15 protein-coding genes are annotated in these 15,976 nt (G+C 65.9%); 7 read left to right on the plus strand and 8 right to left on the minus strand.

Features of this window, described 5'->3' with window-relative positions; all coding sequences use genetic code 11:
- The first annotated feature begins 149 nt into the window (after window positions 1–149).
- The gene (meaB, locus tag J2R80_RS36585) at window positions 150–1,142 is read left to right on the plus strand and encodes a methylmalonyl Co-A mutase-associated GTPase MeaB (protein WP_253640283.1); all 993 of its coding nucleotides are present in this window, start codon (window positions 150–152) and stop codon (window positions 1,140–1,142) included.
- A complete protein-coding gene (locus tag J2R80_RS36590) occupies window positions 1,139–1,786 on the plus strand; it encodes a pyroglutamyl-peptidase I (protein WP_253640284.1) in 648 nt (215 codons plus the stop codon). The genes meaB and J2R80_RS36590 overlap by 4 nt, the downstream gene beginning before the upstream one ends.
- Before the next feature lie 32 nt (window positions 1,787–1,818).
- On the opposite strand, the gene J2R80_RS36595 is transcribed toward J2R80_RS36590, so the two are convergent.
- A complete protein-coding gene (locus tag J2R80_RS36595) occupies window positions 1,819–2,109 on the minus strand; it encodes a hypothetical protein (RefSeq protein ID WP_057015652.1) in 291 nt (96 codons plus the stop codon).
- 520 nt (window positions 2,110–2,629) lie between these two features.
- On the opposite strand from J2R80_RS36595, the gene J2R80_RS36600 reads away from it, so the two are divergent.
- Window positions 2,630–4,003 (plus strand): TIGR03808 family TAT-translocated repetitive protein, encoded by a 1,374-nt coding sequence (locus J2R80_RS36600; RefSeq protein WP_253587388.1) that lies wholly within the window; start codon window positions 2,630–2,632, stop codon window positions 4,001–4,003.
- A 77-nt stretch (window positions 4,004–4,080) separates the two neighbouring features.
- Here the strand turns inward: J2R80_RS36600 and J2R80_RS36605 are convergent, their stop codons facing one another.
- The 4 genes from J2R80_RS36605 to J2R80_RS36620 form a co-directional block, all read right to left on the minus strand.
- On the minus strand, window positions 4,081–4,575 hold the full coding sequence (locus J2R80_RS36605; RefSeq protein ID WP_057015654.1) for a TIGR03809 family protein: 495 nt from the start codon (window positions 4,573–4,575) through the stop codon (window positions 4,081–4,083).
- Window positions 4,576–5,133: 558 nt separating this feature from the next.
- Window positions 5,134–6,819 carry a S8 family serine peptidase gene (locus J2R80_RS36610; RefSeq protein WP_253640285.1) on the minus strand — a complete coding sequence of 562 codons (1,686 nt, stop codon included), beginning with the start codon at window positions 6,817–6,819 and terminating at the stop codon, window positions 5,134–5,136.
- 37 nt (window positions 6,820–6,856) lie between these two features.
- Entirely contained in the window at window positions 6,857–7,576 is a 720-nt protein-coding gene (locus tag J2R80_RS36615) for a hypothetical protein (protein ID WP_050387103.1), read from the minus strand.
- Window positions 7,573–8,142, minus strand: a complete 570-nt coding sequence (locus tag J2R80_RS36620; RefSeq protein ID WP_253640286.1) for a sigma-70 family RNA polymerase sigma factor — start codon at window positions 8,140–8,142, stop codon at window positions 7,573–7,575. The genes J2R80_RS36615 and J2R80_RS36620 overlap by 4 nt, the downstream gene beginning before the upstream one ends.
- Window positions 8,143–8,559: 417 nt before the next feature.
- On the opposite strand from J2R80_RS36620, the gene J2R80_RS36625 reads away from it, so the two are divergent.
- Both J2R80_RS36625 and J2R80_RS36630 read left to right on the plus strand, forming a co-directional pair.
- A complete protein-coding gene (locus J2R80_RS36625) occupies window positions 8,560–9,708 on the plus strand; it encodes a GGDEF domain-containing protein (protein WP_253587391.1) in 1,149 nt (382 codons plus the stop codon).
- 57 nt (window positions 9,709–9,765) lie between these two features.
- Window positions 9,766–10,872 (plus strand): DUF2336 domain-containing protein, encoded by a 1,107-nt coding sequence (locus J2R80_RS36630; protein ID WP_076833113.1) that lies wholly within the window; start codon window positions 9,766–9,768, stop codon window positions 10,870–10,872.
- Here J2R80_RS36630 and J2R80_RS36635 read toward each other — a convergent pair.
- Together J2R80_RS36635 and J2R80_RS36640 are read right to left on the minus strand one after the other, a co-directional pair.
- Window positions 10,869–11,507 (minus strand): NrsF family protein, encoded by a 639-nt coding sequence (locus tag J2R80_RS36635; protein WP_076833110.1) that lies wholly within the window; start codon window positions 11,505–11,507, stop codon window positions 10,869–10,871. The genes J2R80_RS36630 and J2R80_RS36635 overlap by 4 nt on opposite strands.
- A gap of 2 nt (window positions 11,508–11,509) precedes the next feature.
- On the minus strand, window positions 11,510–12,055 hold the full coding sequence (locus J2R80_RS36640; protein WP_076833573.1) for a sigma-70 family RNA polymerase sigma factor: 546 nt from the start codon (window positions 12,053–12,055) through the stop codon (window positions 11,510–11,512).
- A gap of 49 nt (window positions 12,056–12,104) precedes the next feature.
- Between J2R80_RS36640 and J2R80_RS36645 the strand changes: the two genes are divergently transcribed.
- Both J2R80_RS36645 and J2R80_RS36650 read left to right on the plus strand, forming a co-directional pair.
- Window positions 12,105–13,064, plus strand: coding sequence for a hypothetical protein (locus J2R80_RS36645; RefSeq protein WP_225641783.1), 960 nt, complete (start codon window positions 12,105–12,107; stop codon window positions 13,062–13,064).
- 124 nt (window positions 13,065–13,188) lie between these two features.
- A complete protein-coding gene (locus J2R80_RS36650) occupies window positions 13,189–13,968 on the plus strand; it encodes an enoyl-CoA hydratase (RefSeq protein ID WP_253640287.1) in 780 nt (259 codons plus the stop codon).
- 75 nt (window positions 13,969–14,043) lie between these two features.
- Here the strand turns inward: J2R80_RS36650 and J2R80_RS36655 are convergent, their stop codons facing one another.
- Window positions 14,044–15,915 carry an acetyl-CoA hydrolase/transferase C-terminal domain-containing protein gene (locus J2R80_RS36655; RefSeq protein WP_253640288.1) on the minus strand — a complete coding sequence of 624 codons (1,872 nt, stop codon included), beginning with the start codon at window positions 15,913–15,915 and terminating at the stop codon, window positions 14,044–14,046.
- Window positions 15,916–15,976: the final 61 nt, after the last annotated feature.

The raw sequence follows: 15,976 nt of genomic DNA on the forward strand, positions 1-15,976 counted from the left end.
GCCTTGTCGCACGTGCCTTGTCGCACGCCGGCTGCCAGCCGCCGGCTCCTTTGCATGGGGTTGTTTTCGACATTTTGGCAGTGCGCCCCTGCGACGTGCCGATCCGCGTTCCCCTCGCCTGCCATGGCCAGCCGTTGTAAACCAACACCATGACCTCACCGAAGCCTGCAGCTCCCGACATCCGCGCCCTCGCCAAGGACCTCCGTGCCGGCCACCGTGCCGCGCTGGCGCGGGCGATCACGCTGGTCGAGAGCCGGCGCGGCGATCATCAGGCGGCGGCGCGCGAGCTGGTGCAGGCGCTATTGCCCGACACCGGCAAGGCGGTGCGGGTCGGCATCACCGGCTCGCCCGGCGTCGGCAAATCGACCACCATCGATGCGCTCGGCATGTTCCTGATCGAGCGCGGCCACAAGGTCGCGGTGCTGGCGGTCGATCCCTCCTCGGCGCGCACCGGCGGCTCGATCCTCGGCGATAAGACCCGGATGGCGCGGCTCGCCGTCTCCGACCAGGCCTTTATCCGTCCCTCGCCCTCCTCGGGTACGCTCGGCGGTGTCGCGGCGAAGACCCGCGAGGCGATGCTGCTGTGCGAGGCGGCCGGCTTCGACGTCGTGCTGGTCGAGACCGTCGGCATCGGCCAGTCCGAGACCGCGGTCTGCGATATGACCGATTTCTTCTTGGCCTTGATGCTGCCCGGTGCCGGCGACGAGCTGCAGGGCATAAAAAAGGGCCTTGTCGAGCTCGCCGACATGATCGCGATCAACAAGGCCGACGGCGACAACCTCAAGCGCGCCAACCTCGCCGCCGCCGACTATCGCAGCGCGCTGCACATCCTGGCGCCGCGCTCCGAGCATTGGCATCCGCCGGTGGAGACCTATTCCGCGCTGACCGGCGCCGGGCTCGACCGGCTCTGGCAGAAGATCCTCGACCACCGTACCGCGATGAACGCCTCGGGCGAGTTCGCCGGCCGCCGCCGGGAGCAGCAGGTGAAGTGGATGTGGTCGATGCTGGAGAGCCGGATGATGGCGCGGCTGCGCTCGGATGCCGCGATCCGCGCCAAAGTGAAGAAGATGGAGGCCGAGGTCGCCGGTGGCCGCATCTCGCCCGCGGTCGCCGCCGAACAGATCGCGGAGATGCTGCATTGAGCGGCAGGCTGCGCATCCTCGTCACCGGCTTCGGGCCGTTTCCGGGTGCGCCGTTCAACCCGACCATGCCGTTGGTGAAGCGGCTGACCGCCCTGCGCCGCCCGGCCTTCGACGACGTCGCGCTGTCGAGCCACATCTTCGACGTCACCTACGCGGCCGTCGATCGCGAATTGCCGGAGCTGATCGCAGAACACCGCCCGCAGGCGCTCTTGATGTTCGGCCTCGCCGGCCGCACCGACTATCTGCGGATCGAAAGCCGTGCCCGCAACGCGGTGACCACACGCTTCCCCGACGCCGGCCGCCAGCATGCACGCAAGGGATCGATTGAGGGCGGCGCCGATGCGCGCATGTTCGGGCCTCATACTGAAAAATTACTGCGCGCCGCGCTGGCGACCGGGATCGACGCGCGAGCCTCGCGCGACGCCGGCAGCTATCTCTGCAACTATCTGAGCTGGCGCGCGATCGAGGCCGTCAACGGCGACAATGACTTGCGCCTCGCGCAATTCGTCCACTTCCCGCCGCTCGCCCATGACGGCACGGCTGCACCCGGCAAATCATCGATCACGCTGGAAGCGCTCGTCGATGCCGGCGAGGCCATGCTGATGGAGCTGGTGAAACTGACCCGGCAGGCCTCGCGCGCGTGAGCGCGCGGATCGGGCGGTGTAAGTACACGTCCCTAGTTGGCATCCTCCAACTCACGCGTACGCAAGCTGCGCATCATTTCAATGAACTCAGGCTCCGCAGGATCGATCTTGCGGAATCTGTAAGGCTCGAACCCAATCATCGGAGGAGGTAGCGCGACGCCCGCTAGCCCGACGGTCAGACTCCCCGTCCAGGTCGTCCCGATGAAATTGACACGGTAGATGCGCCCCTTGTGCAGCAGATGATGGATGGGCACTACCGGCCCAATGGCTCCTTTCTTCGGGCCATTGTCGATGCAGACAACCAGGTCTCCTACGTCAAACACCGGTCTCTCCTCTCAAGCCAGCGGGCGAGCAATACTCCAGACGCGTCAACCGTAGACCCCGGCAAATACTAAAATTGGATCGAATGACGAGGTCTGCAACGGGTTGAATTCAGTGTCGTCGGCCGGGACCCATAACCACGAAAGATCATCGTCGCTGCGATGATGAGTCGCGTTCACAACACAAGCCGCGGCGTATGGGTCCCGGTCTTCGCCGGGGCGGCCTGGGAAGGAGTCGTGGGCCCGCATTCTCCCCGGTGTCAGGCCCGCGAAGGCGGGGCATCCAGTACGCCGCGGCCTCTCGATTCAAGCACCGGCGGCTCTGGAATTCTAGATTACCCGCATGCGCGGGTGACGACACCGAGGAACGCCTGTTTGACACGTGAATCGGTTGCACCCGCGATTAACCCTACCGCCAACAATCGCCCCGCTGCGTCGGCGTGTTCACCATGCCGCGCCGCCTTTCGCGCTACCACTCGACCCGCGAACGTCACCGCTCGCGAATGTTGCGAGGGCCTTGCCCATGGACGTCAACCGCCGCCATCTGATCGGAGTAACCGCCGCCGGCGCAGCCGGCGCGCTTGCGATGTCGCCGGACGCCGCGCGTGCCGCCGCGCCATCGACCGGCTCGCTCGGCCGCGACGTCACGCAATATGGCGTGCACCCCGGCAGCCCGGACGACCAGACCCGCAATCTGCAGCGCGCGATCGACGACGCCGCGCGGGCGCAGGTGCCGCTGGCGTTCCCGCCCGGCGTCTACCGCACCGGCCTGTTGCGGCTTGCGCCCGGCAGCCAGCTAATCGGCGTGCGCGGCGCCAGCCGGCTGGTGTTCAACGGCGGCGCCTCGCTACTGGAGGGCGAAGGCGCCGGCGGCGTCGTCCTGATGGGCCTCAGCTTCGACGGCGGCAACGTCCCGCTGCCGAACCGGCGCGGCCTCGTGCACTGCCTGTCCGGCCGCGACATCCGCATCACCGATTGCCGGTTCACCGGCAGCGGCGGCAACGGCATCTGGTTCGAGCAGATGTCGGGTGACGTCAGCAACAACATCTTCACCGAGATCGCGACCACGGCGCTGGTGTCATTCGACGCGCTCGGCCTGATGGTGTCGCGCAACACCATCAAGGGCACCAACGACAACGGCATCGAGATCCTGCGCACCGCGATCGGCGACGACGGCTCGATCGTCGCCGACAACCGCATCGAGGACATCAAGGCCGGCCCCGGGGGCTCCGGGCAGTACGGCAACGCCATCAACGCCTTCCGCGCCGGCAACGTGATCGTGCGCGGCAACCGCATCAAGAACTGCGACTTCTCGGCGGTCCGCGGCAATTCGGCCTCCAGCATCCACATCACCGACAACAGCGTCAGCAATGTCCGCGAAGTCGCGCTCTATTCGGAGTTCTCGTTCGAGGCCGCGGTGATCGCCAACAACACCGTCGACGGCGCCGCGATCGGCATCTCCGTGTGCAATTTCAACGAGGGCGGCCGCATTGCGGTGGTCCAGGGCAACATCATCCGCAACCTGCTGCCGAAGCGCCCTGCAGGCACCGACCCGAACGACGGCGCCGGCATTGGCATCTATGTCGAGGCCGACAGCACCGTGACCGGCAATGTGATCGAGAACGCGCCGACCTTCGGCATCGTCGCCGGCTGGGGCAAGTACCTGCGCGACGTCGCGATATCAGGCAACGTGGTCCGCAACGCCTTCGTCGGCATCGGCGTCTCGGTAGTGCCGGGCGCCGGCACCGCGTTGATCAACAACAACATGATCTCGGAAACCCCGCGCGGCGCGGTGGTCGGGCTCGACCATGCCCGCCCGATCACGCCGGATCTGTCGGCAGGCGGCGCCCAGCAATATGCGCAGCTCGTGGTCGGCGCGAACGCGGTGCGGCGCTAGATCCGGAAAAGGGCGAAGCGGTTTTTCCTCGCGACAAGCACGGAGATCACGCTCAAAAAATAAGCGAGAGCGGTCGCCTACAGCGTGTTGCGCAGCAGTGGATAGCGCCGCTGGATGGTGTCGAGATCGAGCACCGGCGGCGGCGGCATGACCGGCGGCATCTCCAGCGGCGGCGCGTCGGCGACCGTGGGCGGCTGCTCCAGCACCTCGGCCGCCGTTTCCAGCGCGGCCGCGACCGCTTTCATCGCCGCCTCGGCCAGGACCGCAGCCTCCGGCCGGCGCGCGGGCGGCGGCGAGATGTGGGGCGGCGGCAGTTTCGACCTGCCGCGGCCGAGCCAGGACAGATCGATCGGCGAATTGTCGAGCGAGGCTTCGCGGGTCAGCAATTCGCGCCAGATGTCGACCGCGGCGCGGGCTTCCCTGATGTTCTCGAGAAAGGCCTGCTCGCTGTGATAGCGCCGCCAGCGCCCGGTATCGAACAGTTCGGTAAGGTGCTCCAGCCTTTGCTCGGCGAGGTTGCACCAGCGTGCAACGATCTCCTGGCCTCTGGCCACGTCGGTCCGATGTGTCATTCAAATTGCCCGCAGGAAAAGAAACGGACGCAGACGCAACCGAACGAACCGAACCGAACCGAATCAACTGGACGCGACGCCGATATTCTGTGGAAAAGGTAAATAAAGTCTAACTAAATTCTTAGTCGCGAACGGGCGATCGAAGAAGTCCGCTCTACTACGGAGTTTCTCGCTCGAACTGCCTCAAGTCATCGACTTGCCGTGGTGGCGATGCGCACCGCTCCTGGGGCGGAATGATCCACAGCAAACCGTCGCAGCCGTCGCGCGTTTGCCCATCCCGTTGCGATCGGTCGGCGCCATCGCGCCGCGCACCGTCGAGTCCGTCACACAAGGGACCCCCAAAATGAAAGACCCGTCCGGGGGGACAACCGGACGGGTCAAAGCCATATGGGCGCTTGGGGTGGATGGGCGCTCGCGCCTGATATAGCCGGGGAGGGATAAACCGCTCCCACACACATAAGTCGTGAGAGGAAGGCGGACGTTCAAATCGCCGGCGATTTTTTTAACCTTCTCGCGCCGCGGTTCCATCGCACCGTTGCCGGCGTTCGGCGTCGAAAATCACTGCGCAGCACGGCGATTTGCAGCGGAATCCTCCGATGCGATCGACGGCGCGGGTTCATTCGACGTGCGGCTCACGGAAGTGTTATTGCCGTCGGCCTGCTGTGCAGGATGCGACGGTTTGTCCGCGGCAGAGGCAACGGGAGCACTGGTGGCCGCCATCACCGCGGCAAGCGCATCCGCTTCCCCTGCACCGAACAGATCGTCACGTCCAGGTGTCCCGAGATCGCGCGCCGTGCTGGCCAGGACCCGTCGCACCTCGGCGGGCTTCAATGCCGGATTGCGTTCCAGCACCAAGGCCGCGATGCCGCTGACGAACGCGGCCGAAAACGAGGTGCCCGACATCAGCTGGTATTTGCCATCGGGCACCGGCGCGAGGAGGTCGGCGCCCGGGGCCGCCAGCGCGATATGGCTGCCGCGGTTCGAGGCCGCCATCAGCCGGTCGCCGGCATCGGTGCCACTCACCGCGATCACATCGGGATGGGCGGCCGGATACAGCGGCGGCGATGTCGGACCGGCATTGCCGGCCGCGGCGACCAGCACGACGTCCCGTGCCGCGGCGGCTGCCACGGCGCGTCCGACAAGTGCGTCCTGCGGTCCGGCGAAGCTCATGTTCACGATCTGCGCGCCATGCGCCACCGCGTAGTCGAGGCTCCTGAGGATCACATAGGAAGTGCTCCCGGCGCCGCCCGCGACCGCACCGAAGGCGCGGATCGCCAGGATCCGCACTTCCGGCGCGCTCCCCGTGAGCCTGACACGCGCCGCAATCGCGCCGGCAATGGCGGTGCCGTGGGCGTTTGGAGCATCCTTGCTGCCGAGCGCATCGAACGTATCGGCGACCGTGTTCGCCAATTCCGGATGGGCGGCGTCGACGCCAGAGTCGATCACGGCAATGGTGACATTCATCCCGCGCGCCAGCTTGTGAGCCGCGGGCAGATGCAGCTGTGTCTGGGCATATTGCGCCGGATCGCTGCCGCCCGACGCCTTCTGGTCCTGCAGCGCGTAACGGTAGTTGGGCTGAACGGAGCGGACGCCGGCATCGCTTGCGAGCTCGCGGCTCGCCGTTTCGGCCGAACGATTGCCCAGGATGCGGAACAGGCCGATCGTCGCACCCAGCAGCGCGACATTCTGCGAGGCGATCCGCCTCAACCCATGACGGCGTGCGAGTGCATCTGCTTCCGCCTCCGTCAATGCACCGTCGATTTCGGCCACGAGCTCATTTGGCACGGTTCGCACGCTCGACGCATCCTGTGCACGCAAACTGCCGCCACCGCCGGCCCTGCCCTTCCGCGTTGCGCCCTTGCCGCCGTTGCCGGCGACCGGCCGGTCGGAACATTGGCCTCGATCGCCGTCATCGCAATTAGCGGAGAGACGGGGCGCGGGGCGCACAGGGGGCGGCACGCGCGGTCGCGGCCCATCGTCGGTCCACGACGTGGCCGGGCCACGGTCCACCGATAGCGGCGGCATGCGGCCAACTGGGCCGCCGAACCCGCCGGCGGGATTGCCACCAAGCTTTCCGATGCCGGGATTGGCCCGCAACCCGGGCGAGACCTGGGGCGCGCCGCCACCGGTCGGCGATCGCATGAAATTCTGGGCGGAGGCGGAGCCGGCAACACAGACCAGCAACAATGCTGTGGCTGCGGCGATCGCGTGGTTCGTCGATCTGGTCCGGCCGTTGGCGGCCATGGTGACCTCAACTCGGCGCAGAACCGTCAGCCGCCGATTACGGCGTTTCGACCGCGAGGCTGACGATCTTCTCCTTCTGCAAACGCGCAATCAGCGCAGCGACGCTGCTCTTGTCCATTGCGCGGAACTGCAGCCGGAACATCCCGCCCTTCCCGTCGAGGATCGAGGCCTGGTAATTGTCGAGCAGCGACGTGATGTCGGCGACCCTGGCATCGGGTGTGAAGCGCACCAGCAGCCGGGTCGGCGTCGCCGCCACGCTGGCGCCAAGGTCGCGCGTGATCGGCGCACTGGGCGCGACCGGCGCACTGCGCTCGGCGACATCGAGCGACGCCGTCTGGAACAAGGCCGGCTGGCTGCGCATCAGCACCGCGCCGATCACACCCGCCTGCAACAACACCACGACCGCACCGAGGCCGGACGACCACGCCAGCGTCCGCGGCGACAATTTCGAAAAGAACTCCGAGACAGAGGCCGACATGCGCGCGCCCATCGACGGCTTGTGCTCCGGCTCGGCATCGATCGCGGCGAACAGCTTCTGCATCGCGCGCGCCGAGGGCGCACCGAGGCTCTCGTTGAGGCCGATGGTCTCGGCATATTCCTCGCGAATGACGGCATATTGCCGAGCGAGCTCCGGATCGCTCGCAAGCGCGTCCTCGACGCGGCGCGTGTCACGCGCGTTCAGCGTGCCGGCCGCGTGCCAGGGCAGCAGCATCTCGATATCGTCAGGCTCTTGCACCTTTGTTCTCGCAGCCATCATGGCCAACCTCGCTCGACACCGGCTGCCTTCAGCAACGCGGCAAGTTTCTTGCGCGCATAGAACAGGCGCGTCTTCACGGTATTCTCCGGAATCCCCACGATCTCAGCGACGTCTTCCACGGATTTCTCGTGATAGTAGACAAGATCGACAATTTCCCGATGTTCCGCCGATAGTCCCGTCAGGCACCTACGCAGCGTGTCACCGGTGTCCTTCTTCTGCACCACCGTTTCCGGATCGTCGGACGTGTCCTCGATCGCGTTCGCGGCCTCATCGTCCAGCTCGGCGTCCTTCCTTCGCCGCAGCGAAGACAACGCCTTGAACCGGGTAATCGCCAGAAGCCAGGTCGAAACGGCGGATCGTCCCTCAAACTTGCCCGCCTGACGCCACACGTCCAGGAAGACCTCGCTGATGAGATCTTCCGCCACCTGCTCGTCCCGCACGAGCCGAAGCCCGAAGCGGTACACCCTGACATGGTGCCGCCCGTACAGCACCTGCATGGCAAGCCGGTCGCCTTGAGCGATCCGAGCGATCAGAACGTCGTCTGAAGCCGCCTGTGTCGCGCTCAATGCCCGTCTCGCAAAGTTGGTCTGAAGGGGGCGGTGCGTGGTTCGACGCGAGAGCCAAGATTCTTCACATTACGGCAATGTCCGCACTGCATGTGTGATCTATGCCACAGTCGGCGCTTCCAATGAGGAAAAATCAGCCGAGACTCGATAAACGGTATCATAGTAGTTAAAACTCTCGCGGACAGGCACCATCCGGCGCGACCATACCAAGGCTTTATCGGCACGCCAGCACCGTCACGCAGTCCGCCACGGCGCAGGCTTGCCGCACATTGCTCCCGCCTCGCCTCTGCGAACGGATTCCCCTTACGAAACAAGGGCGATGACCGGGTTACACCGGGGTAGATTCGGTTCCAAAAGATACCAAACCTAAAGGCTTTCCCACGTAGATTTTTGCCGGATTTCACCAATGGCGAGACCATGGGCAGCGCTGCGTCGTCACTTCCCAGCCCGATCGCGGGCGCATCGGAAAGCGGCCGTCCCAGGCTGACGGCCGAGCGCCTGGCGCGCCGGGCCAAGCAGCGCCGCCAGATCCAGTCGATGATCGCGGCCTGCTTCGTGCTCGACGCCGTAGTGTTGCTGATCTACGCGCACGACGGCACCACGTCGGCTTGGGTGGCGGCCGCCTACGCGCTGACCGGTCTGTCTTTGGTCGCCGTCTATGTGGTGCTCTCCGAGCGCGGCTTTCACGAGCGCTTCCGCGACCACTATCTGGTCGCGCCGCAATCGGCGATCAACATGGTGAACCTGCTGGTGTTCACCTACATCGCGCCGGAAGTCGGCGTGCTGTTTCTCTGCAACCTGTTCGTGGTGTTCGGCTTCGGCGCGCTGCGCACCTCGGCGCGGCAGACCGCGATCGTCTGGACCGTCATGGTGCTGGGCCTCGCCGCGCTGTTCCTCGGCACCGACAAGGCGATCGGGATGCCGACCGCGACCCGGATCGATCGCCTCGCCACCATGCTGGTGTTCGCGCTGACGATCGGGCGCTGCATGTGCCTCGGCATCTTCTCCAGTTCGATGCAGCAATCGCTGTACCAGAGCGGACTGAAGCTGAAGGAGGCCTATCGGCGCATCGAGGAGCTCGCGGAGCTCGATGAACTGACCGGCGCCTCCAATCGCCGCAGCATCATGCGCACGCTCGAGGAGGAGATCGCGCGCTGCGCGCGCAACGGCAGCTCCTGCGCGGTCGCGCTGATCGACCTCGACCATTTCAAGCGCATCAACGACGTCTACGGCCATCCGATCGGCGACGAGGCGCTGCGCACCTTCGCCATCGGCATGTTCGCCAACCTCCGCAGCGTCGATCGCTTCGGCCGTTACGGCGGCGAGGAATTCTTGCTGGTGCTGCCCGACCTGTCGCAGGATCAGGCGATGCGCGCGCTCGAACGGCTGCGCGCGATCATCGCCGATCTCGACTGGAGCGCATTCTCGCCCGGCATGCGGGTGACGATCTCCGCAGGCGTCACGACGCTCAAGCCGCGCGAAAACTCTGACACATTGCTCGCCCGCGCCGATGGCGCGCTTTACGCAGCCAAGGCCAGGGGACGCAACCGCATCGCCAGCGCCTGAAATCCATTTCCCTCTTCGGCGCCGGAGAAGCCGTCGCCACCGCTCCAGGATAGAGTCATGAGTTTGAAGCCCGAGACCGCCCCCGAAAGTCTGCTCGACGAGCTGCAGACGACGCTCGCGCACGGCACCGTCGCACGCCGCGTCGAGACGCTGCGCCGCGTGACCGACCTCTTCATCAACGGCTCGGTGAACTATTCCAACGAGCAGATCGTGCTGTTCGACGATGTTTTCCAATGCCTGCTCGAGCACATCGAAAACTCGGCCAAGGCGTTACTCGCCGACCGCCTCGCCCCGATCGACACCGCACCGCCGCAGACCATCCGCACCCTTGCCTTCGACGACCTGATCGAGGTCGCGGGCCCCGTGCTGACGCTGTCGCCGCGGCTCGACGACGACACCCTGATCGAAACGGCGCGCAGCAAGAGCCAGGCGCATCTGCTCGCAATCTCGAACCGCAAGACGCTGAGCGGCGCCGTCACCGACGTGCTGGTGCTGCGCGGCAATGACGAGGTGATCCAGAGCGCGGTCAACAATCCCGGCGCGGAATTCACCGAGCGCGGCTTCACCCGCCTGGTCAGCCGCGCCGAGGGCGACGACAACCTGTCGACCTGCGTCGGCCTGCGCCCGAACATCCCGCGGCATCTCTATCTCAAGCTGGTCGCCAAGGCCTCGGACGCGGTCAGGCAGCGGCTTGAGGCTGCCAATCCGCAGCAGGCCAAGGAGATTCCGATCGCGGTGAAGGAAGCGACGCGGCGCGCGCGCTCGGCGCCGGCCGCCGTGACGCCGAACACCACGATCGCGCATGCCTTGGTCAAGTCGCTCTACCAGGATGGCCGGCTCGACGAATTCCAGCTCGCAGCCTTCGCCGAGGCCGGCAAGTTCGACGAGACCAACGCCTCGCTCGCCGCACTCGCCAACGTCTCGGTCAGCGTCGCCGAGAACATGATGATCGAAACCCGCGCCGAGGGTGTCATGATCCTGGCCAAGGTCTCGGGCCTGTCATGGTCGACGGTGCGGGCGATCATCAACCTGCGCGACGACATCTCGGGCGGCGAGCCGACCGATCTGCAGGCCTGCAAGGACACCTATGAGCGGCTGCGGCCGTCGACCGCGCAGCAGGTGCTGCGCTTCCATCGCATGCAGCAGTCCGCGCCAGCGGCCTAGTAGCGTAGCGCCCGGTTTCCCATCAGTGCGCCGACGCTCGCAACGATCGCGGTCGCCAGCGTGTACCAGGTGGCGACGAACAGCGGCGAGTCATCCGTGCAGTGCGACGCGTAGACGGTTGCCGCGAGCCCCGCCGAGAGCAGGCCGGCTATCGCACCCGCGACCGCCGGCCGCGCCGGCGCGCCCTGCCGCAGCCCGTACAGCGCGCCGACCAGCAGCGGCAGCGACATCGCGGGGATCGCGGTCATGCAGGCCATCGAATTCTTGCCGATCAGCCGCGTCATCATCGGCGTCCGCTGCGGCATCATCATCTCGCCGCTGATGGCGGCGACGAGGATGCCGGCGGGAATCAGCAGCCACCAGCCGAAGCCGCGCAGCGAAGCCTCCGGGCGCGACAGATGCAGGCTGACCGCGATCGCCGAGGCGGCAAGCGCCAGCGTCACGGCGAATTTCAGGTCGAAGAACGGATTGTGCATCGCGATCATCACGTCGGGCCGCACGCCGAGTTCGGCGAAGAAGATCAGGAGCGAGACCGGCGCCGCCGCCAGTAGTGCCAGCATCAGCGCAAGACCGATCGGACGCGCGCGATAGGCATTGTCGGCGGCCAGGGTTCGAATGAGTTGATCGGTGTCCATGCTCATCGATCCCGTAATTTCGCAGTGAGGCTCGCAAGCCCGCGATGCAGCGCGACTCGCACCGCGCCCTCGGTCATCGAGAATTTCGCCGCGGTGTCCTTGATCGAGGCGCTGTCGACCGCAATCGATTGCAGCACCTCGCGCTGCCGCGCAGGCAAAGCCTGCAACTGGGCGCTCACCTCGCCCGGCGAGGCCGTCGGTTCCGGCGTTTCCCCGGGCAGCGTCTCGGCGAAATCATCGATGTTGACGAAGATCCGCTTGCCGCGGCGGCGCAGCGCGTCGATCAGCTTGTTGCGCGCGATCGCGAACAGCCACGGCGCGAACGCCGCGCTGGTGTCCCAGGTCTGTCGCTTCAAATGTACCGCCAACAAGATGTCCTGCACGATGTCCTCGGACTGATCGACCGGTTGTCCCGCGCGCGCCAGGCCGCGGCGCGCCGCAGCACGGAGTACCGGCGTGATGGCCTTGAGCAGGCGATGGTACGCCGCATCATCGCCTGAAATGGCCGACCGCATCAGGCCGGTCCATTCATCCTCACGTTCGCGCACGCAGGCTCCTGAATTGCAATTCGGCCGATCTTTCAGTTCGTTACGCGGCATGCCAGACGATCACGAATTCGTGATCTCTATCCTCCAGCAAGACCGCGCCGAGGATCGGCCTCAAAGAATCGCTCCGGCGGGTTTCCAGACGTCACGGCTCATAACACCGATCGGTCCGACAAGCATCGGTGCTGCTGCCGTCGATGGGCCACTGGGAAGAAATTGCCCAGCTTTTGCCCCCGGATGCCCGAAGATTCCCTTTTTCTGCCCCGGTGTGGACACGCAGCGGGGTCTCTTTTCGCCCTTGGGCGGGCGACATGGGGAGATCATCAAAATGAAGATCAAAGCCAGCGGGCGCTTGGCATTGATGGTTGCGACAGGACTGACAGGGCTTCTTGTGTGTCTCGCGGCTCCGTTGCCGGCGCATGCGGCCGGATCGGACGCATCGGCATCGAAATCCGACAGCGCAACGACCGACAAGTCTGCCGAGCAGAGTTCGCGGCATGGCCGGCGCTCGGCACGCCACCGGTCCTCCAGGACCGCTGACAAGACCGCCGACAAATCCGACAGCAAGAAGGCCACCAATAACGACGCCGGCAGGGTCACCTCGGCAGGCATTCCCGCCACCGTCGCCAACGCCAATGCGGAGCTGACCTCCGGCGACGACAATGCAGCGGCGACGCCGGTGAAAGCCAATGTGTTGATTGCCGCGGCCGACAAGCCCGCAGACCAGTCCGACGGTAATGTGGTCGCATCCGACCAGCTCAACGAGGTCGACCGAGCCCTGCAGCAGGAGCAGCCGGCGGAACAGCCGCAGCCGGCCCAGCCGCAGACCGCTCAACAGGAGGCATCGCCGGCGCCGCCGCCGACGGTTGCCGTGGCTGCACCCAAGCCGGCCCCGGTTCTGGCGAGCAGCGACAGCGCGAGCTGGGACCAGACCTCGCTGATCGGGAAGATCTTCATCGGGTTCGGCGCTTTGCTCACGGTGGCCTCCGCCGCGCGCATGTTCATGGCCTAGCGGAGGCACCTGCGGTGCGGCGCGGGGGGCGCCGCACCGCAGCCCAAAGCCTCGTTTCAGCCACTTGAAGCGCATCCCGTCAGCGGGCACATTGCCCGGCAAATCAGGCACGGGGTTTGCGTCCATGGCTACGTTCGAATTCATCATTGTCGAAAGCAAGGGACCAGTCGGCGTCATCACGCTGAACCGGCCGAAAATGCTGAATGCGCTCTCGTTCGGCGTGTTCCGCGAGATCGCCGCGGCGGTCGACGATCTCGAGGCCGACGACAAGATCGGCTGTATCCTGATCACCGGCAGCGAGAAGGCCTTCGCGGCCGGCGCCGACATCAAGGAGATGCAGCCGAAAGGCTTCATCGACATGTTCAACAGCGATTTCACCGCCATCGGCGGCGACCGCGTCGCCCGTTGCCGCAAGCCGACCATTGCCGCGGTCGCGGGTTATGCGCTCGGCGGCGGCTGCGAGCTCGCGATGATGTGCGACATCATCATCGCCGCCGACACCGCCAAGTTCGGCCAGCCGGAAATCACCCTCGGCACCATTCCCGGCATCGGCGGCACGCAGCGCCTGACCCGTGCGATCGGTAAGTCGAAGGCGATGGACCTCTGCCTGACCGGGCGGATGATGGATGCGGCGGAAGCCGAGCGCTCGGGCCTCGTGTCGCGGATCGTGTCGGCCGACAAGCTGCTCGAGGAGGCGCTCGCGGCAGCCGAGAAGATCGCCTCGATGTCGCGTCCGGCCGCCGCGATGGCAAAGGAAGCCGTCAACCGCGCGTTCGAGACGCCGCTCGCGGAGGGCATGAATGTCGAGCGCAACCTGTTCCACTCGACCTTCGCGCTCGAGGATCGCTCCGAGGGCATGGCGGCGTTCATCGAGAAGCGCAAGCCGGTCAACAAGAACCGCTAAAGCATGATCCGGAAAAGTGCGAAGCGGTTTTCCGGACAAGACCATGCTCAGACAACAGGCTAAGGCGCGATGATCTCATCGCGCTTTAGCCATTCGGCTCCGTTGCAAGGCCGCGGTGACGAGCGCGCGATAGGCGCGCTGGGCGAAATGCGTCGGCTTGTCGAGACCGAGCCGCGCCAGGCATTCGCGGTCGGCGGCATCGGGCGGATGCCGCATGCCCTGCCACAGCAGGCCGGCGAGTTGCAGCGGCGTGTGCTGCGCCTGCTGCAAGATCTGCAAGGCCGGAATCAACCGCTGCTCGACATCGGTGAAGTCGCTGCCGAACGGGAATGACGGCAGCAGCCCGGCATCGCGCGCGGGCCTCAGCGCATCGCCGATGCGCTCGGGATAATTTTCGCGATGCGCCGCAGGAATCTCGTAGCTGCGTTGCAGCTTGCCGGCATCCTTTGCCCGCCGCATCAATTCGCCCTGGAAGCGGGAGTCCGAGACCTGCAGCATCGCGGCGATCACGTCGGCATCGGATTTCCCCCTGACGTCGGCAACGCCATATTCCGTGACAAAGACATCGCGCAGATGCCGCGGGATGGTCTCATGTCCATAGGACCAGCGGATGTTCGACTGCGCTTGCTTGCCGGACTGACGGGTCGCCTCCAGCGCCAGCACAGAACGTGCGCCCTCGAGCGCGAATGCTTGCGCCACAAAATTGTACTGACCGCCGACCCCGCTCACGACCTGGCCGTTCTCGAGACCGTCCGAGATCGCAGCGCCGAGCAGCGTCGCCATCATCGCATTGTTGACGAAGCGCGCATCGACCCGGGCGCGACGCTTGCCGTCCTCGTCGCCGAAGATCTCGTTGGTGAAGGAAACCGGCATCATCTGGATTCGCGCCAGCTGCTCCGGTGCCATCTCGCGCAGCGCCCGGTAGAATGATGGCGGGCCCAGGAAGAATGCGCCGTGCAGGATCACGCCGCCGACCTCGCGCTTGAGGATGCCGGCGTCGATCAACCCGAGGAACGCCTCGAACAGCATCTCGCTGACGCCGTAGAGACCCTTTTCGAACGACCCGGTCTCGGCCGCGGCGAGTTGCCCGGTACCGGGCGCAAGGCGCTGCATGATGCCGTGGAATTGGGCGTTGTCGCGATGGCGGACCACGAGCCCCTGCGCCAGCGCGTCGCCGACCTGCCCGATGCCGATCTGCAACGTGCCGCCGTCGCGGACCAGACCGGCGGCGTGCAAGCCGATCGCATATTTGGTGTCGCTGATCGGCTCGGACGGCGGCGCGAACAGCGGGAAATCGGTCTCGGGACTGTCGAGCACCGCGGCGAATTCATCCGCCGGCAGGTCGCCGGCGCCGGGCATGAAGGGCAGCTCGGAATTGACCTGGCCGATCAGCTTGAACGACGCCCGCCCCTGCGCACGGGCGCTCAGCACGTCGAGCGTGGTGTCGGTGTTGCAGCTCAGGCTGTAGCGCGGCACGCCGTCGACCATGCGCTTGGCAACGAGCTGAGGCACGACATTCAGTCCGCGCGACAACAAATATGACGCCGCATGGGTGTAGTTGGCGGAAATGTAGTGCTGTTGCGCGAATGGCTGGTGCAGCCACTGCCCCGCGAGGAAGAAGAACTCGATCACCTTGATGTTGGGCGGAAGTGCGCCGTGATGCAGCGCATCCGCGTAGGCGAGATCTGGATAGCCGCCGAACAGGCGATCGATCACCGGTCCGATGAAGCGCCGTTCGAGCAGGCTCTTCGGCTTCGGCTTTTCCAGCGTCAGCGCGGAGAACAGCGTCAGGTTGATGGAGCGGTCGGCCACTGCTCGCGCATACAGCGCGTTGACGATGTGGTTGGCCTTGCCGAGGCCGAGCGGCAGCCCGACCACCAGTTCGGTTCCGACGTCACGAATGATGTGCTCCGCGATCGCCTCGGGGTCGGAGAAGAATATCGGCATCAGCAATGGACCCGGACGAGACGGTGGATAACCGGCATCGTTGAATCGACGGCCGGCGGTT

It is taken from the genome of Bradyrhizobium sp. USDA 4541 (assembly GCF_024171085.1).
GTDB classification, from domain to species: domain Bacteria; phylum Pseudomonadota; class Alphaproteobacteria; order Rhizobiales; family Xanthobacteraceae; genus Bradyrhizobium; species Bradyrhizobium australafricanum.

What these genes read in the sequence shown, in the direction of transcription:
- J2R80_RS36625 (WP_253587391.1), top strand. Translation starts at nt 8,560, where the DNA reads ATGGGCAGCGCTGCGTCGTCACTTCCCAGCCCGATCGCGGGCGCATCG.
- meaB (WP_253640283.1), top strand. Translation starts at nt 150, where the DNA reads ATGACCTCACCGAAGCCTGCAGCTCCCGACATCCGCGCCCTCGCCAAG.
- J2R80_RS36630 (WP_076833113.1), top strand. Translation starts at nt 9,766, where the DNA reads ATGAGTTTGAAGCCCGAGACCGCCCCCGAAAGTCTGCTCGACGAGCTG.
- J2R80_RS36635 (WP_076833110.1), bottom strand. Translation starts at nt 11,507, where the DNA reads ATGGACACCGATCAACTCATTCGAACCCTGGCCGCCGACAATGCCTAT.
- J2R80_RS36610 (WP_253640285.1), bottom strand. Translation starts at nt 6,819, where the DNA reads ATGGCCGCCAACGGCCGGACCAGATCGACGAACCACGCGATCGCCGCA.
- J2R80_RS36645 (WP_225641783.1), top strand. Translation starts at nt 12,105, where the DNA reads ATGCCAGACGATCACGAATTCGTGATCTCTATCCTCCAGCAAGACCGC.
- J2R80_RS36650 (WP_253640287.1), top strand. Translation starts at nt 13,189, where the DNA reads ATGGCTACGTTCGAATTCATCATTGTCGAAAGCAAGGGACCAGTCGGC.
- J2R80_RS36655 (WP_253640288.1), bottom strand. Translation starts at nt 15,915, where the DNA reads ATGCCGATATTCTTCTCCGACCCCGAGGCGATCGCGGAGCACATCATT.
- J2R80_RS36615 (WP_050387103.1), bottom strand. Translation starts at nt 7,576, where the DNA reads ATGATGGCTGCGAGAACAAAGGTGCAAGAGCCTGACGATATCGAGATG.
- J2R80_RS36605 (WP_057015654.1), bottom strand. Translation starts at nt 4,575, where the DNA reads ATGACACATCGGACCGACGTGGCCAGAGGCCAGGAGATCGTTGCACGC.
- J2R80_RS36600 (WP_253587388.1), top strand. Translation starts at nt 2,630, where the DNA reads ATGGACGTCAACCGCCGCCATCTGATCGGAGTAACCGCCGCCGGCGCA.